Origin of the sequence: Maribacter aestuarii (genome assembly GCF_027474845.2) — a bacterium.
GTDB classification, from domain to species: domain Bacteria; phylum Bacteroidota; class Bacteroidia; order Flavobacteriales; family Flavobacteriaceae; genus Maribacter; species Maribacter aestuarii.
This window is the reverse complement of the sequence record NZ_CP107031.2, coordinates 1,078,982-1,098,782: the sequence shown is the minus strand read 5'-3', so window position 1 is coordinate 1,098,782 and position 19,801 is coordinate 1,078,982. Positions and strand designations below refer to the sequence as shown.

General features: G+C 36.4%; 25 protein-coding genes. 15 read left to right on the top strand and 10 right to left on the bottom strand.

Annotated elements, in window-relative coordinates; genetic code table 11:
• Positions 1-17: 17 nt before the first annotated feature.
• Together N8A89_RS05065 and N8A89_RS05060 are read left to right on the top strand one after the other, a co-directional pair.
• The gene (locus N8A89_RS05065; RefSeq protein ID WP_289645016.1) at positions 18-1,106 is read left to right on the top strand and encodes a hypothetical protein; all 1,089 of its coding nucleotides are present in this window, start codon (positions 18-20) and stop codon (positions 1,104-1,106) included.
• Positions 1,091-1,570, top strand: a complete 480-nt coding sequence (locus tag N8A89_RS05060; RefSeq protein ID WP_347343954.1) for a hypothetical protein — start codon at positions 1,091-1,093, stop codon at positions 1,568-1,570. The genes N8A89_RS05065 and N8A89_RS05060 overlap by 16 nt, the downstream gene beginning before the upstream one ends.
• 67 nt (positions 1,571-1,637) lie before the next feature.
• On the opposite strand, the gene N8A89_RS05055 is transcribed toward N8A89_RS05060, so the two are convergent.
• Positions 1,638-1,778, bottom strand: coding sequence for a hypothetical protein (locus N8A89_RS05055; protein ID WP_281541282.1), 141 nt, complete (start codon positions 1,776-1,778; stop codon positions 1,638-1,640).
• Between the two features lie 83 nt (positions 1,779-1,861).
• Positions 1,862-2,023, bottom strand: coding sequence for a DUF1328 domain-containing protein (locus N8A89_RS05050; RefSeq protein ID WP_281541281.1), 162 nt, complete (start codon positions 2,021-2,023; stop codon positions 1,862-1,864).
• A 245-nt stretch (positions 2,024-2,268) separates the two neighbouring features.
• On the opposite strand from N8A89_RS05050, the gene N8A89_RS05045 reads away from it, so the two are divergent.
• Together N8A89_RS05045 and N8A89_RS05040 are read left to right on the top strand one after the other, a co-directional pair.
• The gene (locus N8A89_RS05045; protein WP_281541280.1) at positions 2,269-3,315 is read left to right on the top strand and encodes a helix-turn-helix domain-containing protein; all 1,047 of its coding nucleotides are present in this window, start codon (positions 2,269-2,271) and stop codon (positions 3,313-3,315) included.
• Positions 3,316-3,466: 151 nt separating this feature from the next.
• Complete coding sequence (locus N8A89_RS05040) at positions 3,467-4,501, top strand: helix-turn-helix domain-containing protein (protein WP_289645015.1); 1,035 nt, start codon at positions 3,467-3,469, stop codon at positions 4,499-4,501.
• Here the strand turns inward: N8A89_RS05040 and N8A89_RS05035 are convergent.
• Complete coding sequence (locus N8A89_RS05035; protein ID WP_281541277.1) at positions 4,494-5,195, bottom strand: SOS response-associated peptidase; 702 nt, start codon at positions 5,193-5,195, stop codon at positions 4,494-4,496. The genes N8A89_RS05040 and N8A89_RS05035 overlap by 8 nt on opposite strands.
• 221 nt (positions 5,196-5,416) lie before the next feature.
• Here N8A89_RS05035 and N8A89_RS05030 point away from each other — a divergent pair, with 221 nt between their 5' ends.
• Positions 5,417-6,448: a helix-turn-helix domain-containing protein gene (locus N8A89_RS05030; protein WP_281541276.1), complete on the top strand. Its 1,032-nt coding sequence runs from the start codon at positions 5,417-5,419 to the stop codon at positions 6,446-6,448.
• A 50-nt stretch (positions 6,449-6,498) separates the two neighbouring features.
• Here N8A89_RS05030 and N8A89_RS05025 read toward each other — a convergent pair whose 3' ends face one another.
• Complete coding sequence (locus tag N8A89_RS05025) at positions 6,499-6,948, bottom strand: ferritin-like domain-containing protein (protein ID WP_281541275.1); 450 nt, start codon at positions 6,946-6,948, stop codon at positions 6,499-6,501.
• A 124-nt stretch (positions 6,949-7,072) separates the two neighbouring features.
• On the bottom strand, positions 7,073-7,276 hold the full coding sequence (locus N8A89_RS05020) for a hypothetical protein (RefSeq protein WP_281541274.1): 204 nt from the start codon (positions 7,274-7,276) through the stop codon (positions 7,073-7,075).
• Positions 7,277-7,557: 281 nt separating this feature from the next.
• On the opposite strand from N8A89_RS05020, the gene N8A89_RS05015 reads away from it, so the two are divergent.
• Positions 7,558-7,770 carry a hypervirulence associated TUDOR domain-containing protein gene (locus tag N8A89_RS05015; protein WP_281541273.1) on the top strand — a complete coding sequence of 71 codons (213 nt, stop codon included), beginning with the start codon at positions 7,558-7,560 and terminating at the stop codon, positions 7,768-7,770.
• A 10-nt stretch (positions 7,771-7,780) separates the two neighbouring features.
• Here the strand turns inward: N8A89_RS05015 and N8A89_RS05010 are convergent, their stop codons facing one another.
• Both N8A89_RS05010 and N8A89_RS05005 read right to left on the bottom strand, forming a co-directional pair.
• Positions 7,781-8,671, bottom strand: coding sequence for a mechanosensitive ion channel family protein (locus N8A89_RS05010; protein WP_289645014.1), 891 nt, complete (start codon positions 8,669-8,671; stop codon positions 7,781-7,783).
• Between the two features lie 2 nt (positions 8,672-8,673).
• Complete coding sequence (locus N8A89_RS05005) at positions 8,674-9,786, bottom strand: DNA topoisomerase IB (RefSeq protein WP_281541271.1); 1,113 nt, start codon at positions 9,784-9,786, stop codon at positions 8,674-8,676.
• A gap of 350 nt (positions 9,787-10,136) precedes the next feature.
• On the opposite strand from N8A89_RS05005, the gene N8A89_RS05000 reads away from it, so the two are divergent.
• From N8A89_RS05000 to N8A89_RS04980, 5 genes are all read left to right on the top strand, one after another.
• Positions 10,137-10,850 carry a flavodoxin family protein gene (locus N8A89_RS05000; protein WP_281541270.1) on the top strand — a complete coding sequence of 238 codons (714 nt, stop codon included), beginning with the start codon at positions 10,137-10,139 and terminating at the stop codon, positions 10,848-10,850.
• Between the two features lie 43 nt (positions 10,851-10,893).
• Positions 10,894-11,502 (top strand): DUF2652 domain-containing protein, encoded by a 609-nt coding sequence (locus N8A89_RS04995; RefSeq protein ID WP_281541269.1) that lies wholly within the window; start codon positions 10,894-10,896, stop codon positions 11,500-11,502.
• Between the two features lie 143 nt (positions 11,503-11,645).
• Positions 11,646-12,128: a Dps family protein gene (locus N8A89_RS04990; protein WP_281541268.1), complete on the top strand. Its 483-nt coding sequence runs from the start codon at positions 11,646-11,648 to the stop codon at positions 12,126-12,128.
• 180 nt (positions 12,129-12,308) lie between these two features.
• Complete coding sequence (locus N8A89_RS04985; RefSeq protein WP_281541267.1) at positions 12,309-12,695, top strand: hypothetical protein; 387 nt, start codon at positions 12,309-12,311, stop codon at positions 12,693-12,695.
• A gap of 14 nt (positions 12,696-12,709) precedes the next feature.
• Complete coding sequence (locus N8A89_RS04980; protein ID WP_289645013.1) at positions 12,710-13,354, top strand: helix-turn-helix transcriptional regulator; 645 nt, start codon at positions 12,710-12,712, stop codon at positions 13,352-13,354.
• A 15-nt stretch (positions 13,355-13,369) separates the two neighbouring features.
• On the opposite strand, the gene N8A89_RS04975 is transcribed toward N8A89_RS04980, so the two are convergent.
• The 3 genes from N8A89_RS04975 to N8A89_RS04965 are packed head-to-tail and all read right to left on the bottom strand — an operon-like array spanning position 13,370 to position 14,250.
• Positions 13,370-13,564 carry a hypothetical protein gene (locus tag N8A89_RS04975; protein WP_281541265.1) on the bottom strand — a complete coding sequence of 65 codons (195 nt, stop codon included), beginning with the start codon at positions 13,562-13,564 and terminating at the stop codon, positions 13,370-13,372.
• A gap of 5 nt (positions 13,565-13,569) precedes the next feature.
• Positions 13,570-13,917, bottom strand: a complete 348-nt coding sequence (locus tag N8A89_RS04970) for a hypothetical protein (protein WP_281541264.1) — start codon at positions 13,915-13,917, stop codon at positions 13,570-13,572.
• Entirely contained in the window at positions 13,918-14,250 is a 333-nt protein-coding gene (locus N8A89_RS04965) for a YtxH domain-containing protein (protein ID WP_281541263.1), read from the bottom strand.
• Positions 14,251-14,433: 183 nt separating this feature from the next.
• Between N8A89_RS04965 and N8A89_RS04960 the strand changes: the two genes are divergently transcribed.
• Genes N8A89_RS04960 through N8A89_RS04945 form a run of 4 tightly spaced genes read left to right on the top strand, consistent with a single transcriptional unit; the run spans position 14,434 to position 19,783 of the window.
• The gene (locus N8A89_RS04960) at positions 14,434-15,825 is read left to right on the top strand and encodes an NAD-dependent succinate-semialdehyde dehydrogenase (protein ID WP_289645012.1); all 1,392 of its coding nucleotides are present in this window, start codon (positions 14,434-14,436) and stop codon (positions 15,823-15,825) included.
• Position 15,826: 1 nt separating this feature from the next.
• Positions 15,827-15,994 (top strand): hypothetical protein, encoded by a 168-nt coding sequence (locus N8A89_RS04955; protein ID WP_281541262.1) that lies wholly within the window; start codon positions 15,827-15,829, stop codon positions 15,992-15,994.
• A gap of 49 nt (positions 15,995-16,043) precedes the next feature.
• Positions 16,044-17,351, top strand: a complete 1,308-nt coding sequence (locus N8A89_RS04950) for a metallophosphoesterase (RefSeq protein ID WP_281541261.1) — start codon at positions 16,044-16,046, stop codon at positions 17,349-17,351.
• The gene (locus tag N8A89_RS04945; protein WP_289645011.1) at positions 17,342-19,783 is read left to right on the top strand and encodes a ShlB/FhaC/HecB family hemolysin secretion/activation protein; all 2,442 of its coding nucleotides are present in this window, start codon (positions 17,342-17,344) and stop codon (positions 19,781-19,783) included. Before N8A89_RS04950 ends, N8A89_RS04945 begins: the two co-directional genes overlap by 10 nt.
• Positions 19,784-19,801: the final 18 nt, after the last annotated feature.

The following is a 19,801-nucleotide window of genomic DNA, read 5'->3' as shown; positions in this document are numbered from 1 at the left end:
AATTTAATTGGAAGATTGTGAAGATTTTTAAAAGCAAATGGTTTGGCATTGGTCTCATAGTTTTTTCGGCCGTTTCATCTTACTTTCTATTGCAGTGGGGCGCTAAGATTACCGTTGTAGATTTTTTAAACCGAAAAATCCCTAACAACATATCATTTGCATATGAGGAACTCAAAGTAGACTTTCTAAATGGAGATTTGTTGTTTCTGAATCCTGAAATTGAAATACGCCACAATGCTACGGAGGCTGAACAACTTACGGTGGATTTAAACGAAATACGTATAGAAGATATTCATTACTGGAGATTATTTTATCATAAGGAAATCACGGTCTCTAAAATCCTGATAAATGAACCTGATTTTATATTTCTTAAAAGAGAGCACCAGAAAGAAAAACAAGACAAAATTATTAAGCTCCTAAAGCCAATATATGTAGAGGATTTGGTCGTGGAGAACGGTAGTGTGAGAATTATAGAAGAAGATAGCCTAGAAGTATTACGGCTAGACTCATTATATGTTAACTTAAATGGAGGGCGAACAAATGTGAGCATTGTTAATAAGAAAATACCGTTTGAGTACAACACCGTGGAGGTAGATTTAAAAAACTTCTCCGCACTTCTCGGAAAATATGAAAAAATAGAGGCTGATGGGTTTAAGCTAAATAATACTGAAATTATACTGAGAAATACCCATGTGTTCACCAAAGTCTCTAAACGGGAACTTAGTCAAGAAATCCCTTATGAAAGAGATCACTTGAACATAGAAATTAAGGAAACGATTATAACAGATTTTGATTTCAATTTTGATCGGGACAGTTTATTGGTAACTGCTGACTCTGGAGATGTATCCGGGTTAAAACTAGAAATCTTCAGGGATAAAAACCCTCCCGATGACATCCGAAACAAATTTTTGTATGCAAAAATGTTAAAATCCCTTCCCTTTCATATAGCCATAGAAACCTTTAATATTTCGGATTCCAACTTGGTATATGAGGAGGAGGAAGAAAAAAAGAAAACCCTGGTGAGCTTCGGTTCGAAAATCTTTCTGGACAAATTAGGAATATTTCCAATCTCCCCAGTGAGGAAGATGAAATGCATATTGTTCTAAAGAGTGATTTAATGGGTGAGGGTAAACTGAATTTTGATTGGTCTTTTAAAGTTAACGATCCCGATGAACGATTTCTAGTTCAAGGAAGTTTGAGCAATTTTGATACTACTAGTCTCAACGATTTTTTAGTACCCAGTCTTAATGTTAAGACAGAAGGTCAAATAGAACAATTATACTTTACCATAAGCGGCGACGAATACGTAGCTAACGGCGACGTGAAGATGAGGTATAATGATTTTAAATTTAAAATTTTGGAGAAAGATGGTCTGGGAATAAATAAAGTCCTTACGTTCATTGGTAACCTGTTCATAGATGATGGCTCCAAAACGGACGAAAATGGATATAGATATGGTGCAATTGAAAATGTAGAACGAAATCAAAAAAAGTCATTCTTCAACTTTTTATGGATAAGCCTTCAGGAAGGTTTGTTACATTTACTATCAGGAAATGGTAAGAAAAAGTAAGTTCAATTGAATAAAAAAAGGAGGACATAGTTGTCCTCCTTTTCTTGCTTGCTCTATTTCATGTAACCTAATTATCGTCAGTGGCATCCTCTATGGCGTCGCCAGCGTCGTCAACTGCGTCCTCAACATCATCTCCTACTTCATCAACAGAATCTTCGATTTTTTCTCCTGTAGATTTTTCTTCCCTACAGCTTGTTGCTATGCTCATTGTAAATAAAGCGATTGCAAACATGAATATTATTTTTTTCATTTTACTAGATATTAAGTGTTAGGTATTTATTTGAATAATTTTTAGAAAACTTTCTTTCCTTTCAATAAAGATAGGATAAATAGTACTATAAAAATGAAAAATAGGATTTTAGCAATACTTGCAGCACCTGCTGCTATTCCACCAAAGCCAAACACTGCAGCTATAATTGCCAAAACGATAAAAGTAATTGTCCAACGTAACATATTCTGATTATTTTAAGTTCTTTTGTTCAAAGGGACTATCCCTTTTAACTAATACAAAAATGTTGGTTTATGCGCTAATTTGTTAGTGGTATCAATGCAATCATTAGCTCATTCGAATCCCTCTCTTTCGTTTGATAACCAAATACTTACAGTCTATCTAAATAAATTCAACTCATTTAGATGGGAGTTGAGATATCCTATTAATTTATAGTATATTGGTGTATGTATACACAACCTATTTAAAAATGACCAAAAAGAAGGAGTTGAAAGATTTTAACGTTTTAGACGTCGTCAAGGACATAGCACAGCGCCTCAACGTGGATTATGAAGAGGAGAATAACGAAATCTGTTTGGAAATTCCGGAGGAAGTTGGAACAGGTAATATTAACGCTATGAGTTTTACACATGGGGTTGGTGTTTTAAATTTGGATTGCAGATTTAAAAGCGAAATAAGATTTGAGTTAAATCAGCCATTGGTGCAACCCTTAGAAATCATATTTAACAGGGAGTCTGCTTTTACGCACGAATTTGATGGAAAAGAAAAAGATCAGGAGATTAAACATTTAGAAAGTGCTATCATTTCTTGCAACGGTCGTCACGGCAACGTTGTAACCCTGCCGGCAAATGAGCCCATTTGTTTTTTCAGTTTGGAAATCAATAGAAAATTGTTCGAAGAAAAAATAGAGTCTTTCTTGCCAGAAATGAACGAGGAACTAGAAGCACTTTTTAGGGACGTGAACGGGGTAAACCTATTTTTTTATAAAGGTCACTATAGTTTGGATATTGCCAAATGTATTGAAGAGAGTACGAACTGTGAGCATACCGGCTTTACTAAAAGTGTATTTATAGAGGGAAAATGTTATGAAATTTTAGCACACCACCTAAGACAATATTTAGACGACCTAGCGGACCCGGATGGAAGAAAAATATTACGGCAAGCGACCGTTGAAAAAATTGAGGAGGCCGCCGAAATTATAAGGGAGGAGCTAGAACATATGGACAATATTCTGGCATTATCAAGAAGAGTAGGCCTCAATCAAAATACTTTACAGAATGGGTTTAAACATTTGTACGGTACATCTGTAAATCAGTACATAAAAAATGCCCGTATGGAATTGGCAAGGGAGCTCATGGAGAGTACCGGTCTTAATATTACAGAGATTACTTATAAAATAGGTATTAATTCACGCAGTTATTTTTCGAAGTTATTTAAACAACGCTATTCCATGACGCCTCAGCAGTATATGAAAAAATTAAATACATCAAATGATGAGTCTCCAAAAACGGCTTAAACTTGTAAAACCAACTTTTTGTTTAACTTTTTAAGAAATATTTAAATCAATAAGTAGCCCTTTTGTGTTAATTAACGTTTCAAAATTGTTAACGTGTTTTTCTTTATTCTGATTTCTTTGCTGTACTAATTTAAGTACACTAAGATTATTTATGATGCGGGAATTTGTAATAACAAGTATTAAAGATGAGCGCATCCTGTTTCAATTGAACGCATGTTTAGACGGAGAATTGACTGAGGAATGGGGAGAACGGACCTTAAGGTTTGACAATGAAATTGGGAAGGGCGTCATAAGAAATATCGGTTTTGATTGGGGAGTTTCCCTGTTGGATTGTGACGTTACCTTTTATAAGGACGTGAAGCTTGTATTTAAAACTACAAGTGTTTCCCCTATAGAATTCGTATTTATCTCCAAAGGGTCTTTTAAGTATGGTCAAGATGATTCCGAGGAATATTTAGACTTGGAACAGTTCCAGAATATTATTCTTTCTCCCAAACGTTATGCAAAAAAAACCTTTCTTTTTCCGGCAGGTAAGGATTTAAAAGTGAATTTTATCCGGATTTTGCGCAAGGATTATCTGAAAAAGAAAAACAATAATGTAACCTATCTTAACGATCTTTTACTTTCAGTCTTTAACGATGCCGAAGGTAATGAACCTTACTCCCACGGCGGAAGTTTTAATCTCAAGATTGCTGATGAGGTAAAAGCTCTTGAAAAAGTTCACGATAATGGTATGATGAGAACGCTTTCGTTGGAAGGTAGAATATATCTAATATTGTCCTTGCAATTATTGGAGCACCATAATTTTGAAATGTCAGAATCACTCCCTGAGTCATTGACCAAAGAGGACATTAAAAAGATACATCGATTGTCTGAATATATTCTTGACAACATTTCGGGGCCATTATCAGTTGATATTCTATCTACGGAATCCGGTCTTAGCCCCAAGAAATTACAACTAGGCTTTAAGGTGTTGTATTCAAAAACGGTTAATGAGTATATACGTCAGTTAAAATTAGAGATTTCTAGGGATTATCTCAAGACTACTAATCTTTCTGTATCAGAGATTGTGTATGAAGTTGGTATTAAAAGTAGAAGCTATTTTTCTAAGATATTTACTGAGGCATACGGCATTTTACCAACAGATTATAGAAAACAATTGAAAGTTTCTAAGTCAACTACTTAAAATTGGATTTTACATATTCATACGGTAAGAGCATACTATCGTAAGATATATCATTATTGAAAAATTCCTTGGCTATCGGATGCGCATGAAATAGGTCATCTTCATCACTATTCAATAATTCTTTCAATCGGTTTAAAGAAGTTTCTTCAGAAAGCCAATCAGACCTTTCGGTACTAGAAATTAGTAGTGGCATACAATCCGTTAGGTTTTGGATTTTCTCGATAAATCTGCTCGCTTTGCCAACAAGGACGGAGCAGGTTATAAATCCATCCTCCAATTTATTGTAAATCCCGGCCAAATAGAATGGTTTTCCAGATTTGAGTCCCACGTAGTACGGGTACATTTCCCCATTACGCAAATAGGATGTGTAGAAACCTGTAACAGGTATTAGGCAACGACGCTGTTTATAAGCTTCGGTATACCATATACTGGAGTCCATATGCTCCACGTTAAGATTTAGCGTATTTAAGGTATTTTGAAAAAGAGTCCAATCTTCATTATATTCTTCGGGTAGCAGGCCCCATATGGCCAAAGAAATTTTTTCTTTTTCCTCCATTGTAATAATGGGTATGGTAACCTCGTTCAAACCATTAATGATGATTTGAGGTTTGTAAAGATTTGGATATTTTAAAGAGGCATTACTCCATGCTTCTAGTAAGTTCTTGTCCGCTGTATTAGATATTCTAAAATACATAACTCTCCTTTTCAAGTAGCAAGTTCGGAAAATACCATATCAGGCATTGCTACAAACAGTAAAAAATGTAACTCATTAGAAACAAGTAATTTAATTCGGTCCCCTATTTGTGAGAAATTCCGCAATACTGTTAAACATTTATTCTATTTCGGTAAGTGATGCGCCCTAAGCAAACTAATTTTACACCATACAGAAAACACTGAACCTAAAATTAAAAGAAAATGGAGACACGAAGAAAATACGCTTACGAAGAGTTGCTTCATTTAAGAACTGGCTTAGACGGCCAGGTAGTAAGCAAAAATGACTTACAGTTTTTGGAGCTTGAAAAATCATTTGGCTCAGGTCAAATCAACTGCGTTTATCTAGACCATGGCCTCATGGCAATGGAATGGGATATTACACTAAAGGAAGATTGTAATTTATTTCCAAATTGGACGGACAAGAACGTCGTATACTTGATGTACTGTTTAAAGGGAAATTGCTTCCATAAGTTTCACGGTTGTGAGGAAGTAAATAAATTGATGGAGTTACAGACAGCGGTTATGTTCAATGATGCGGATAATAGAAGCAAGTTCATTATCAAAAAGGACGATAGACTAATTTTAAACTGCATTCGTATCGATTTAAATAAGTACGCTAAAGAAGGAAAAGCACCATTGGAAACCTCTAGCGAGGGTATAATAACGTTGTTGAATTCCTACAATAGAAAATTAGGAAATTTTCATTCAGGAAAGTTTAATCTAGAAATTGGGGAGCTTATAAAAATGTTGGAAAATGCCAAATTTGCGAACTCGGTATCTTCCTTGATTTATTTTCAAGGGGTATGTCACATGATATTGGCAAAGCAGCTGGAGCAGTTTAAAATAGATTTGGAAAATGGAGAAGAACCGGCGACCACCCTTTTAAAAAGAGAATTGGAAATTGTAAGCGAGGTTGCAGATTTTATTAAGAATTATCCCGAGGTTCAACACAGCATAAAGAGCATATCGTCAAAATCCGGTTTGTCCGCATCTAAGTTGCAGTCGGGTTTTAAGTTTATGCATAACGTTACTTTAGGTGAATACATAAGACTAATAAGACTGGAAAAGGCTGAACATCTTCTAAGAACCACTGATCTTAACATCTCTGAAGTGGTATATTCCATAGGCTTTACAAGTAGAAGTTATTTCTGCAAAATTTTCAAGAAGAAATATACTTGCAGTCCCAAGACCTATAAAAAAAGAGCTCAAGTGCAAGTCCCCGAAACCGTATAAATAAAAAAGAGGCCTATGGCCTCTTTCTTCTTTTTCATACAATTTATTTCCTAGCTTAAATCTTCTAAGGATTTAATGGTGGATAAACCACTTTCAATAGCTTGTTTTTGACTTTTCAACAAGGTGGAGGTGCTGCTTGGCAATGAAATTTCTTTTAGAACATCCTCGTATTCCTCAACCGCAGCCTTTTCACCACGAATGGCTTCTTCCAACATGGCTTCATCGTCATCTGATGAAAATAACGCCTTTACATCCATCCATGCCCTATGTGCTTTACCGGTAAGGCTATCTCCTTTATCAACTTCCTGTCCAAAGGATTTTATCTCACTTTTAAGAGCGTGGCCAAAATCGTAACGTTGCTGAGCTTTCCCATCAAAATAGGATTTAAGTCCAGGGTTGTCTGTATTTTCGCCAGCCTTTTTAAAACCTTTTTCCGCATCGTAGGTTTTCTCTAAAAGGTCATTTAGTTTTTCTCCAACTTCTTCTGTGTATGTGCTCATTTTTATAAGTATTAAAATTTTGTTGCTAATTTTTTTTTAAATGCTAGCCACTTTACATTTTATTATGGGTGTAAAACCTATTCCTTTCTTTAAACTTTTTTATTTTCTCTTTCAACTGGTCCACCTAATTATCACCTTCAAGTTTTGAGCTGGCATATAAACCTTCCATTGGAATTTCTATGAACGATTCAAGTTCTTCCTGAATGGAACTCTTTTGATTCATACTTGTCTTAGAGACACTCTTACTTTTATCGTTGATAATGATTCTTAGAAAGTTAAGGGCAAAACCAATTGCGATAATCCCAAAGACCTCTGATGATAATAGCATGTCTAATTTTTTATAAAACTAATGGATTGTTGAAGTTCCTCTTACCTGAAAAAATGGAAGTCTTGACCCATATCGATAGGGTTAATTTCCTAAATTGATAGCGTCAACATTACATGTTTCATAAGTTGAAAGCAAAACATTTTTTTCGGAATTTTAAGCTTGAGTTTACGCAAGAACTGTGATTTTGTGAGTTTTGACTAAACAAAACTTTCTTCCCACTACTAGTTAGTTCTCCAAAAATATTAGGTGGTGGGAAGCACAAATCCAGAAAAAAAGATAAGATGATAAGAACAGGAAGCAAAGTAAAATGGAATTGGGGTAATGGTTCGGCCACAGGCACGGTTGAAGAAACCTACACCTCAAAAATTACCAAAACCATTAAAGGCACCAAGGTTACCCGTAACGGTGAAGAGGGGGATAAGGCCCTATACATCAAACAGGATGATGGTGATTACGTGTTAAAAAGTGAAAGCGAAGTCGAAAAGGTTGACTAGAACCAATCCCTTACTTATCTTTTTTTTCTTTCAAACTTACATCTAGTTCTTCTGGAAAATTTAAGGTTCTAATAGGGAACGGAATATTTATTTCATTTTCGTCAAACGCCTGTTTAATACAAATCATTGCGTCTGTTTTTGCTCGAGCAACTTCCAGTGCAGAGGTAGAATTAATCCAGAAGCGAACCTCAAAGTTTATGGAGCTATCGCCAAATTCTTGATACAGAAATATGATGTCCTCTTTCGTTTCTACTGCATCAAACCTTTCCATAATCGACTTCTTTACCAAATTTCTTACAAATTCAAGATCTGAAGAATAACCGACACCACATTTTAATATAACTCGAGATTGCGCAGTAGTGGAATAGTTCTTAATGGGATTCTCCACTACAAGTTTGTTAGGGATGAATACCAAATTGTTGTCTGGTTGTTTTAAGGTAACCGACCGCAGATCTAAGTCCACAACTTCTCCCTCAAAACCGTTACTTTCTATCCAGTCGCCAAACTTAATATGTTTAATATAGGAGAGGACGATACCAGAGTACGTGTTTGCCAAGGCACCTTGTAGTGCAAGACCAACGGCCAATCCCATGACGCCCGCACCTGCCAGAACAGTATTAAGAGCCTTACTTAAATTAAGGATTCCCAAGACCAAAAAGAGACCTAAAAGTACTACGACAAAAGAGGTGAGTCTTGACAAAAGGCTCTTCATGGAAGCTTGTAACTTTGTTTTATCCAACAATTTGGATACTCCTCTACTTACATACTTCGAAGCCATTAAGGCGAGAAGGAAAACAAAAATCGCGATTAAAATGTTTGGTAGGTTAATGACAAGGGCATTGAACCAGCTATCTAATTTCTCTACCATTGCGGACCAAGCATCCGAGAATTTATCTTTCATAACTAAATATTCTCTAAGGGTTTAAACTGTTTTATAAGTTTTAACAAAACTAATTCGGTAGGTGAGTAGTGGGGAGCTTTTTCTACATTATCTATTTCATCAAAAAAAGGATAAATAGATTTATCCTTATAGCTTTTAATCACATAGGGATGTACATAATACTTGCGGCAGACATTTCTAGTATTCCCTAGTTCTCGAGCGGTTTCGTCAAATGCCTTTAATATATTCTTTTCAACAACTTTTTCATCGTTGGTTTTAGGAAACTCCATTAGCGCTTCAAAGAATATTAGGGTGCCAGCCCAGGTTCTAAAGTCCTTGGCGGTAAAAAGTTGGCCACTGATATCGTGAAGATAAGAATTAACCATCCCACTATCTACAGAAGTTTTTTTACCATCCGTATCAAAGAATTGAAACAGTTCCCACCCTGGGATTTCTTCGCATTGGTTCACCAGCCGAACTAATTTTTTGTTCTTGAGCGTTATCTTATGTTTTTTTCCTCTTTTTCCGGTAAATTCAAAACGAAGTTTTTTGTCATCGCCTTTTAAGTGTTTTGTCCTTAAAGTAGACAGACCATAAGTTTTATTTCTCTTGGCGTACTGCTCATTGCCTACCCTGATATGAGTTTCTTCCATCAATTTTATGATAAGTGCAAGGACTTTGTTCTTTGGCCAGCCCTCAAGATTAAGGTCTTCTTCCGTTCGCTTTCGTATAGCGGAAAGCGACTCACCAAAGGCATTCATTTTGTAAAACTTAGTCCTATTCCTAATTTTGAGCCAGATAGGATGATACCTGTATTGTCTTCTTTTTTTAAGGTCAAAACCTATAGCTTGTAAATGTGCATTGGACTTTGGGGCTATCTTCACCTTTTCCCAAGCTGGGGGAATGACCAATTCATCTATTCGCTTAAGTTCCTTCTTGTTGCGCAACGGTTTGTCGTGGTACAGGTACAAGAACCCCTTATCATCCTTGATTCTTGCAATACTTAACTTCTCCCTGGAAACATATACTAGGTTAAAATTAGATATAACTTCTTCCGGCTCGGATATGAGCTTTTGAGTAAAATCTACTAAGTCAATATCTTTAATTGGCATATAATTGAAAGTAATATTTTTCACTGGTCTAAGTTAAAAAATGGTTTCGACAAAAGAAGCCGAAACCATTTAACCAACCAACCAAACTTATCTTATTATTTTGAATAAATGATCTTATAGTCCTTCATTTTAGATTCAATATCGCTCATAGAATCCATGTAAGTATATTTTGTATAGTAATATTAGTTTTCTCAGATAATGTGTTTTAATTATTAAATTAATTACTGCTTGGTACAAAATTATTGGAAACATAATACCTTCCTTAGCCGTATAGCGTGTAATTTTAGCTCTAAGCATTACGGAGCTATGCTGATATATAACTATTTATTCTAATATGGCTACATTTGATTCTCACCGACTTTAAGAGGTATGCGATGGAACAAAAAAATGATTTTTCCGGTTTAAAAGCTGTATATATTAATTGTACGCTTAAGGATTCCTCCCAAAAAAGTCATACAGAAGGACTGATGAAAGTGTCCATTAAGATTCTAGAGGCAGAAAAGGTTCGTGTAGACTATATGCGCTTGTCCGATATGACCATACCTGTCGGACTGCTGCCAGATATGACCGAAGCAGGTGCTCTTAAAGACGATTGGCCAGAAATATTCGAGAAAATTATGGATGCGGATATTCTGGTGATAGGAACACCGATTTGGCTGGGGGAAAAATCCTCCATAGCTACCAAGCTCATTGAACGGTTGTACGGTATGAGCGGCAGGACTAATGACAAAGGACAATATATTTATTACGGTAAAGTAGGAGGTTGTGTCATTACAGGTAATGAAGATGGTATAAAGCATTGCGCTATGGGCATTTTATATGCCTTGCAACATTTAGGCTTTAGCATACCGCCGCAAGCGGATTGTGGCTGGATAGGTGAGGCGGGTCCCGGCCCAAGTTATCTAGATGAAGAATCCGGTGGAAAGAATAATGAATTCACCAATAGGAATACCACCTTTATGACCTACAACATGTTGCATTTGGCAAAAATGTTGAAGGAGAACGGTGGTTATCCAAAATATGGTAATTCTAGGGAGGAATGGGATGATGGGACTCGATGGAATTTTGAAAATCCGGAATACAGGTAACTGTAGCATAAATAAAAGACTACTTATATAATATTTGATATTGATGATGAAAACTTCTCCAACACTTATTTGCATACCCGACATAAGCGGATTTACCGAGTTTATGAGCGAAACGGATTTTGAACTAACCTCCAAGGTCATTCCCTCTTTATTGAATAATATTATTTATTCCAATGAGATAGGTTTAAAGGTGTCGGAAATAGAAGGTGATGCCGTATTATTCTACAAAACAGGCGAAATGCCTACCTTAACAAAACTTGTTGACCAGTGCGCATATTTTTACACAGAATTCTATAAACAATTGAACTTATTGAGGGAAAAAAATAGAAATGAAGAGGATGCTGGGAACATTCCAGAATTTTTGGGACTTAAGATAGTTCTTCATTTTGGGAAAGAGGTAGGGTTGACCAAGGTAGGGAATCGCATAAAGTTATTTGGAGAGGATCTCATAATTGCCCACCGTCTATTGAAAAATAAGATTCCCATAAACGAATACCTTTTGCTTTCTGAAGGATTAACTAATCATTATAAAAACCATCAATTGGGCCAAGAATTTGATTGGGGAAAACTAAAAGAAGATTTTACGGAATATAACCATGTTGGCAAAGTAAAATACCACTACATAGATTTGAAACCCTTATTGGAGAAATAAAAATAGAAATCCTCTCTTCTATTGGAATGGCTACCGAGCATTTGGGCTAATGATTCTAGGATTGAAGACAAACAATATGAGTCTTTCGTATTATATTTATGGAAACAAAAGATTAATTAATTCATAAAAATAAAACCTTAGATATGAGCTATTTAGATATTGAAACAAAAAAAATAAGTCCCATTGTAGAGGAGTTAAATACCCTACTAGCGGATTATCATGTGTATTACCAAAATTTAAGAGGATTTCATTGGAATGTATTGGGTAAAAACTTCTTTGATCTGCATGAAAAATTCGAGGAGCTATACACGGATGCCAGGATTAAAATAGATGAAATCGCCGAACGTATTCTTACTTTAAGACATCATCCAAAAAGCAGATTTTCAGAGTATTTCAAAATATCGGCTTTAAAAGAGGTCGACCCATTAATCTCTGACAAACAAATGGTGGACCACATCTTAACAAACCATGAGAAAATATTAAAGCAGATGGGAAAAGTGGTAAAGAAGGCTGAAGATGCAGGCGATGAAGGAACTATTGACTTAATGGGCGGATATATAGCTGAATTGGAAAAAGTAAGTTGGATGTTGGATGCTTGGACGAAAGATACTCGAGATCAATTATAGGAAACTATAATTTTAGATTTTAAAAAGAACCTCTAGCAATGGAGGTTTTTTTGTGCTCAAAAGAAAATATGAATAGCGGTAATACAGATAATTTGCTCAAATTCAAAGAGAATTTGAATAATAGAGTAAATTGCGCTGAATTTTATTTAAGTATGTTTTCTAAAAGATGTAATTGACTTTATGATCACTATTGAAATTACGGCGGAAAGTACAGAAGGTACGGTACGGCAAATACAGGAGGTCATTGGAGGACAGATATCCGAGCGTTGGGGTGAATATACCCTGACCGTTAACAATGCCAAGGCTACCGGGAATATTCGGTTCATTACTTTTGATTGGGGTGTTGGCCTTTTAGAATACGACATTACATTTCATGATGAAGTAATCCTGATTATGGATGCCTCAGAATTTAACCCCATCCATTTCACGTATTGTTTAGAAGGCTTTTGCAAGCATCGCTTTGGTTACCAGCCTGAAAAGGAAATCAAAGTATTGGAGCAGTTCCAATCGGTTATAATTTCCAGTAGAGAGGGGGTTATAATTATGGCTATTTTCCAAAAGAAGTAAAATTGGCCATTAATGTGATACAGATAACCAGAAAAAAATTCCTTAATAAGAGAATAAACGGTGTAGAGGCTCTAAACAAAAAACTATACGAAGTTTTTATGGATACCGATCATGATAAGACTTTTGCTTATTATGGTTCTTACAACCTAAAACTGGCCAATAAAATAGGAATGTTGCGAAAGGTTCGGCATAAGAACGGAATGATTCGGATTATGCAAATCGAGGGTTTGGTATATGAAATATTGGCAATGCATATTGGCCAACATGAAAAAGACAGTAAAGGCAGTCTTCAACAAACGACTTTGTTACGCAGGGAGTTAAAAATTGTAAGGGAAGTTGCTAATAAAATTGCTAAGAATATTTCTTATGATTACACGCTTGAAAAGCTATCTAAGGAGTCCGGCCTATCGCAATCAAAGCTTCAAGAAGGTTTTAAATTGTTGTATACAAGAACGGTAACAGAATATATTAGAAATGTTCGGCTTGAAGCGGCTCGAGATTATATAAGCACCACGGACATGAATATTTCCCAAATCGTTTATACAATCGGATTTAGTAGTAGAAGCTATTTTTCAAAAATTTTCAAAAATAAATTTGGGATAAGTCCCAGTCAGTTCCAAAATCATGTAAAACTGAATTTGGAACTGGAGACTATATAAATTAATGCTAAGGGATTAGCGCAGAACTTTGCGGATTAAGTATAGAATACCATATTTTTTAACGGCAGAAAAAACCGTCGAGACCCAGCTGTAGGGGCTCAAATCCTCTTTAACGTCACCCTTGAGACTTTTGACCTCTTCTAGAGCAATTTGTCGCTCCAAATTCAATCTTTTCAAATCATATTCTACTTGGTCGAAATTTTTATACATAAAACTTAATCAAAAAATTTACTGGATAGTTTTCTTACCACAAAATTGTCGATTTGTTTTCTTAACGCATAAAGAACAGCGCTGATAACAAACATTAAAAGACCAACTAACAAACATGCTAAAATAATGCTGTCAAGAATTTGTCCTAGATAAATGGTCAAGGCCACTATTACAAAAACTAAACCTAAAAACGCTACACTTCCCACAAGCGCCATTTTACAGAACATTCCTGTTGTAAGGGCTAGTTGTTGAAAAATCTTTAATTTGTAAAAGGCACGTGATTTTCTATAAAACCGTTCTCCTACATCTACTGCTTTGTTTGAGGTTTCGTTCAGTGATTCAAATACACTCATTTACGAAGTTTTTTGCAACTTTTTATTTTTCGCTTTCAATTCGCTCAATTTTCTTTCTAGCGTAGAAATGACGTCTTCTGCCTTATAACTAACATCAGAGACTAGGGATTCTACCCGTGTGTCTAAACTCTGCTTTTCAGTTGCTACCGTATTTACAACCCTATCTTTAAGGTCTATTGCATTCTCTGCCAACGAATCTTTTGCCTCCGTAGCCTTTTCAGCTATCCTTCTTCTTGTATTTTCTCCCTTGTCCGGTGCATAAAGGACACCTAAGGCGGCACCAATTGCCGAACCTACTATAACTGCTAAAAGTGTGTTGCTATTATCGCTCATAATCTTATAATTTTAAATTAATAAATACGGTGTCTTTCACCACATTTTCTAAAGTACAAATATCATGCATATATCATAGCAACCTTAACTCAAACACACTAAATTTTAACGGTAACACCAGTAGTCATAAGGATTAAGATTTTGGTTGAACGCATTAATTATTAGGGACCAATATATCTAAATTTGTGGGTAACAAAAGAAAAATTCACAATGGCAAAAATAAATTCTGTAAATCCTTACAATAATCAAGTGTTGGATACCTACGAAAAGGATGATAAAAAATCAATTGATGATAAATTGAAAAATATGCAGGCCATTGAGGACGAATGGTCTTTAAAGGATATTAAAGAGCGAACAAAATTACTTTCTAAAGTCTCAAAATTACTTATAGAACGTTCATCACAATACGCTAAATTAATCACCGAAGAAATGGGCAAACCAATTTCCCAGAGTATTGCGGAAATTGAAAAATGCGCTTGGGCATGTGATTTTTATGTAAAAAATGCAGATGATTTTTTGGCGGATGAAATTATTAGCACTGATGCCGATGAGAGTTTTATAAGCTACGACCCTTTAGGTTGTGTACTGGCTATCATGCCTTGGAATTATCCATTTTGGCAAGTTATTAGATTTGCTGCTCCTACCTTAACTGCTGGGAACACGGGGTTATTGAAACATGCAGAAAATGTGCCGGGTTGTGCCATGGCTTTACAGCAACTTTTTGAGGATGCGGGCTATCCAAAGGGATGTTTCCAAACTATTTTAGCGGGACATGAGGAGATAGAGGAATTAATAGAAAATAGTGCGATTAAAGCCATTACATTAACGGGTAGCGAGAAAGCGGGTCGTGCCGTAGCCAAAATGGGTGGTGAAAATCTTAAGAAAACGGTTCTGGAATTAGGGGGGAACAATTCGTGTATTGTACTTGATGATGCCGATTTAGATGCCTATATAGATACTATGGTAAAGGCCAGGATGCAAAACACGGGGCAAAGCTGTATTGCAGCAAAACGTTTCATAGTTTGTCCGGAAATATATGATGAGTTCTTGGATAAATTCAAAGAAAAAGTAGAAGCGTTAACGATTGGAGATCCCTTAGATGAGGAAACCTACATTGGAGTTTTGGCAAGAAAGGATTTGGCAGAAACGCTTAAAGATCAGATTACAGCATCAATTAAAAAGGGAGCTAAGGTTCAAATGGGAAACAGTAGTAAGAAAGCCTATTTTGCGCCAACCATTCTTGTCGATGTTGTTCCTGGAATGCCCGTTTTCGACGAGGAAACTTTTGGTCCGGTGGCGGCCATTATCAAAGCGAAGAATAAAATGCACGCACTAGAATTGGCCGCTAGTTCTAACTACGGTTTGGGAACAATGCTCTTTACTGAGGATACGGACTGGGCCAAAAGAATGATATCTCATATCCCCGATGGCGCTTTTTTCATCAACGAAATGGTAAAGTCAGATCCCAGATTGCCTTTTGGCGGCACTAAGGCATCAGGATATGGAAGAGAACTTTCAAGAGAAGGCATTTTGGAATTTGTAAATAAAAAAACAGTTTATATTAAACGTAAATAAAATGAAGCAAGGAGAAGAAAATACGGAATTTGTAAAGGAACCGGAAAAGGAGACCCCAAAATTTATATTTCAAAAGAACAAGAAAACTATCATAGGTGCGGCCGTTGTAGTAGCTTTTTTGATCTTTATTATCTTAGCAATCGTAGTATCCGGTGTTTCCTTTAGCTAGTTGTAATTATTCGTACCCGAAGCTGTAATTTCCTAACCAAAACCTATTTATGACTAATCCACTTAAGGAAAATAATAATGGAAAGACCTACATTTATCTTATCCTCTTTTTATTAGGATCAATAATTCTTTTTCATTCTTGCGCCACCTTCAAGGAACATCAAGGTATACCCCAGTTAAGTCCGGATGATACAGGCGAGGTCGTTTATAGTTTCTACATTGCAGGTGGATTTGGCAACAATTCGGAAGCGCCCAATATAAATCTGCTAAATAAGTTCAAAGAAGAACTGGAGAATGCACCTGAGGCAAGTACGCTTTTGTTTACTGGTGACAACATCTCAAATTTGGATGTTCCTTGGGAAGTAGACAGCTTATTGATAGAGGAACAGCTGCTATTATCTAAGAATTTTGCTGGAAATACCATCTTCCTACCCGGAAATAACGAGTGGAAAAGTTATGAGCTGGATAAGATGGAGCGCGTTGAAGATTATTTAAAGGAACTAAATCTTGAAAACACGGATGTTTTTCCAGAAAACGGATGTCCCATTGAACATAAGGTAATAAATGAATCATTAGATTTAATCTTGGTGGATTCCAAATGGTTCGTATCCAATTGGTCTCGTTTGGAAGGCATCAACAAAAAATGCTCTGACATAAATACCAGAAGAAGATTCATGGAAGAATTGGAAGGCTATATAAATGACGGTCAAGGAAAAAATATAGTAATCGCCATGCATCATCCCATTTTCAGTAATGGTGTACATACCGGTACGGATACCTTTAGGGGGCATATGACACCATTACCAATTTATGGTACCTTAAAGAACTCCGTAATGGATTTGGCAGGTTTTGACCCAGAACATTTAAATTCCAGAAGGTATAGGTATCTAAGGATTGCTGTGAGTGCATTAGCTCAAGCCAATGATAGGATAACCGTAGTTTCCGGACATGAAGAAAGTTTACAATTGTTATCAGGGGGAGGTGTACATCAGATTATTAGTGGTTCATTTGGTTCTAAGAATGCCACCAAACTGGGAAAAAATATTATTTCCGCAATAGGTGGTACCATGGAATATGAAGGCGAGTATGCCTACGGCGAAAGAGGTTTTGCCAAACTGGATTATTTTAAGGATGGAAGTTCCAAGGTTACTTTTTTCATGGAGGACGACCTTACTACGACAAAATCCTTTAAGGTTTTGGAACCTGTGAATGAGGCTGAAATCAGGTCTGATTTTTCCGTTACTAACGAATCCGACAAAACCACTGAAATTCTTGATGATTCAAAAGCCTATGATAAAACCGGGTTTTACAAATTTCTGTGGGGGAAAGGTATCGATCCTATTATGGTATGCCGGTAAATGCTCCGTTAGTCAAATTAGACACCTTATATGGTGGTCTTAAAGTCACCAAAGAGGGTGGGGGACATCAATCCTTTTCGCTACGCTTGGAAGACGAGAACGGAAGGGAATATGCCATGCGTTCGTTGCGCAAAAGTGCACTAAAATTTCTAAAATTTAAACTGCCGGGCATCGCTTATAATACCGAGGATTACAGGGATACTTGGGCCGAGAAAGTAATTTCAGATTTCTTCACTACGGCACACCCGTACATGCAATTGGTCATAGACCCATTGGCGAAGTCCATAGATGTAAATCATTCCGATACCGAGCTTTTTTATGTTCCAAAACAAGAACAACTGGGTGAATATAACGACAGTTATGGCAATGAACTTTATTATATAGAAAGACGTCCATCAGAAGAACAGCAAAATTACAAAGGGTATAGGCGAACCATGATTGGAGAATCGGGCAAGGTGACGGATTATGAGAGTACTACCGATATGTTGGAAAAAACAAAAAGTGACGAATCCTATACCATTGATGAAAAGAATTTTATAAGGGCAAGGGTTTTTGATATGCTTTTGGGAGATTGGGATAGGCATCAGGATCAATGGCGCTGGATCGAGTATGAAAATGAAGAAGGGGATAAAGAATTTATGCCGGTGCCAAGGGATAGGGACAACACCTTTCCAAGGTTTGATGGTACGGCAATGAAATTCATTCAATTGTTTGTGCCCAATACTAGAATGTGGCAAACCTTTGACGAGGACATCGATAATGTAAAGTGGCTTAATAATTCCGGAAGCAAATTGGATAGGGCATTGCTGACAAAATACGGCCTTGAAACGTGGGCGGAAGAGGCCAAGATCATACAAGAACGTATAACTCCGGAGGTAATTGAAAACGCTTTCTTGAGATTGCCAAAGGAAGTACGCGATGAAACGGCAGAATTCATTAAGGAGAGTTTAAAATCACGTTTGCGAATCCTGCCCGAAACTGCTCGGGAATATGGTGAATATTTGGATAGAATAGTAGCAATCACAGGTACGGAGAAAGACGATGTTTTTGAGGTAATAAAAATGGATGACGGTAAAATTTCCGTTAGCGTAAAAAGATTACTGTCCGATGAGAAAAACGAGCTCATCTATGAGCGCGTATTTGACGATAAGGATACCAAGGAAATTTGGCTTTATGGTCTTGGAGATGACGATGAATATAAGGTATTGGGTAATGGAGATTCTAAAATTAAGATTAAAATCGTTGGTGGATATGGTAAGGATAGTTACTCCATTGAAAACAAAAAAAGATTGAAAGTTTTTGATTGGGAACACGAAAAGATAGAATTCAATGACCAGATACCCCGTTTACAATTAAGTGACATCTATAAAACGAATAACTATCATTGGCGGTATTTTAAACCGAATACGAACATTCTTGTTCCTTCCTTGGGATTTAGAACAGATGACGGTCTTTTCTTGGGGGCTTCGGATACATACACTATAAACGGACTCAATGGAAATCCGTTTTTGCAGAAACATACACTTAAAGCTAATTACTATTTCAATTTTGCCGCAACCGAACTTCAATATTCCGGAGTATGGGGCAATGTAATTCCTAAATGGAACTTTGAGGTAGATGCTTACTATGCTAGCGACCGGTACGCAAAAAACTTTTTCGGCTATGGAAACGAAACGTTTAATGATGAAAACAATCTGGGTCGCGATTATTACCGAGCTCGGTTGCAGCAGTTTAAGGCAAGTGCAGGAATCGCTTACTATAGTCTTAAGGGGAAAGCGGTGTTTGAGTCTTTTAAGGTAAACGAAAGCAATCAGCGCCTTTTCAACCGAAATAATATTCGACCGGAAGTTTTTGAGAATCAAAATTATGGTGGATTAGAGATGACCGGATATTATGATAATAAGGATGCAGGCGATTTTCCTTCTAAATCCATTTATATTGGCCTTACTGCTGGTTATAAGACAAATCTTAATTTTGGTGACAATAGATTTGGTTATGCTTCATTAAAATTAGGTTTCAACCGTAGGTTAATCACTTCAGGTGCCTTGGTTTTTGGAACTACGGCAGAATATAGTAGTTTGGTAAATCCAAAGGAAGTATATTTTTATCATACCCCTTCCATAGGCGGGAACAACGGTCTCCGTGGTTTTAGGGACGAACGATTTACGGGTGAATCTTATTTTTATCAAAGCTCCGACCTTAAATTGCGTCTAAAACGTTATATAACAGCGGTTTCACCTGTAACCGTAGGTATTTATGGAGGCTTCGATTATGGTAGGGTTTGGCAACCAAACGATTCGTCTAACATTTGGCACACCTCGCAGGGTGGCGGGTTTTGGATCAGTAGTTTGAAGGCACTTACTTTTAACATTGGTTATTTTAATTCTAAAGAAAGTAATTTAATACAGGTTGGATTTGGTATTTCTATATAGATTACCATTAAGGTTTTA

Bases quoted from the DNA above. Each gene is read 5' to 3' on its own strand.
- N8A89_RS05060 (WP_347343954.1), top strand. From the start codon at position 1,091: ATGCATATTGTTCTAAAGAGTGATTTAATGGGTGAGGGTAAACTGAAT.
- N8A89_RS05055 (WP_281541282.1), bottom strand. From the start codon at position 1,778: ATGAGCATAGCAACAAGCTGTAGGGAAGAAAAATCTACAGGAGAAAAA.
- N8A89_RS05050 (WP_281541281.1), bottom strand. From the start codon at position 2,023: ATGTTACGTTGGACAATTACTTTTATCGTTTTGGCAATTATAGCTGCA.
- N8A89_RS05045 (WP_281541280.1), top strand. From the start codon at position 2,269: ATGACCAAAAAGAAGGAGTTGAAAGATTTTAACGTTTTAGACGTCGTC.
- N8A89_RS05040 (WP_289645015.1), top strand. From the start codon at position 3,467: ATGATGCGGGAATTTGTAATAACAAGTATTAAAGATGAGCGCATCCTG.
- N8A89_RS05035 (WP_281541277.1), bottom strand. From the start codon at position 5,195: ATGTATTTTAGAATATCTAATACAGCGGACAAGAACTTACTAGAAGCA.
- N8A89_RS05030 (WP_281541276.1), top strand. From the start codon at position 5,417: ATGGAGACACGAAGAAAATACGCTTACGAAGAGTTGCTTCATTTAAGA.
- N8A89_RS05025 (WP_281541275.1), bottom strand. From the start codon at position 6,948: ATGAGCACATACACAGAAGAAGTTGGAGAAAAACTAAATGACCTTTTA.
- N8A89_RS05020 (WP_281541274.1), bottom strand. From the start codon at position 7,276: ATGCTATTATCATCAGAGGTCTTTGGGATTATCGCAATTGGTTTTGCC.
- N8A89_RS05015 (WP_281541273.1), top strand. From the start codon at position 7,558: ATGATAAGAACAGGAAGCAAAGTAAAATGGAATTGGGGTAATGGTTCG.
- N8A89_RS05010 (WP_289645014.1), bottom strand. From the start codon at position 8,671: ATGAAAGATAAATTCTCGGATGCTTGGTCCGCAATGGTAGAGAAATTA.
- N8A89_RS05000 (WP_281541270.1), top strand. From the start codon at position 10,137: ATGGAACAAAAAAATGATTTTTCCGGTTTAAAAGCTGTATATATTAAT.
- N8A89_RS04995 (WP_281541269.1), top strand. From the start codon at position 10,894: ATGATGAAAACTTCTCCAACACTTATTTGCATACCCGACATAAGCGGA.
- N8A89_RS04990 (WP_281541268.1), top strand. From the start codon at position 11,646: ATGAGCTATTTAGATATTGAAACAAAAAAAATAAGTCCCATTGTAGAG.
- N8A89_RS04985 (WP_281541267.1), top strand. From the start codon at position 12,309: ATGATCACTATTGAAATTACGGCGGAAAGTACAGAAGGTACGGTACGG.
- N8A89_RS04975 (WP_281541265.1), bottom strand. From the start codon at position 13,564: ATGTATAAAAATTTCGACCAAGTAGAATATGATTTGAAAAGATTGAAT.
- N8A89_RS04970 (WP_281541264.1), bottom strand. From the start codon at position 13,917: ATGAGTGTATTTGAATCACTGAACGAAACCTCAAACAAAGCAGTAGAT.
- N8A89_RS04965 (WP_281541263.1), bottom strand. From the start codon at position 14,250: ATGAGCGATAATAGCAACACACTTTTAGCAGTTATAGTAGGTTCGGCA.
- N8A89_RS04955 (WP_281541262.1), top strand. From the start codon at position 15,827: ATGAAGCAAGGAGAAGAAAATACGGAATTTGTAAAGGAACCGGAAAAG.
- N8A89_RS04950 (WP_281541261.1), top strand. From the start codon at position 16,044: ATGACTAATCCACTTAAGGAAAATAATAATGGAAAGACCTACATTTAT.
- N8A89_RS04945 (WP_289645011.1), top strand. From the start codon at position 17,342: ATGCCGGTAAATGCTCCGTTAGTCAAATTAGACACCTTATATGGTGGT.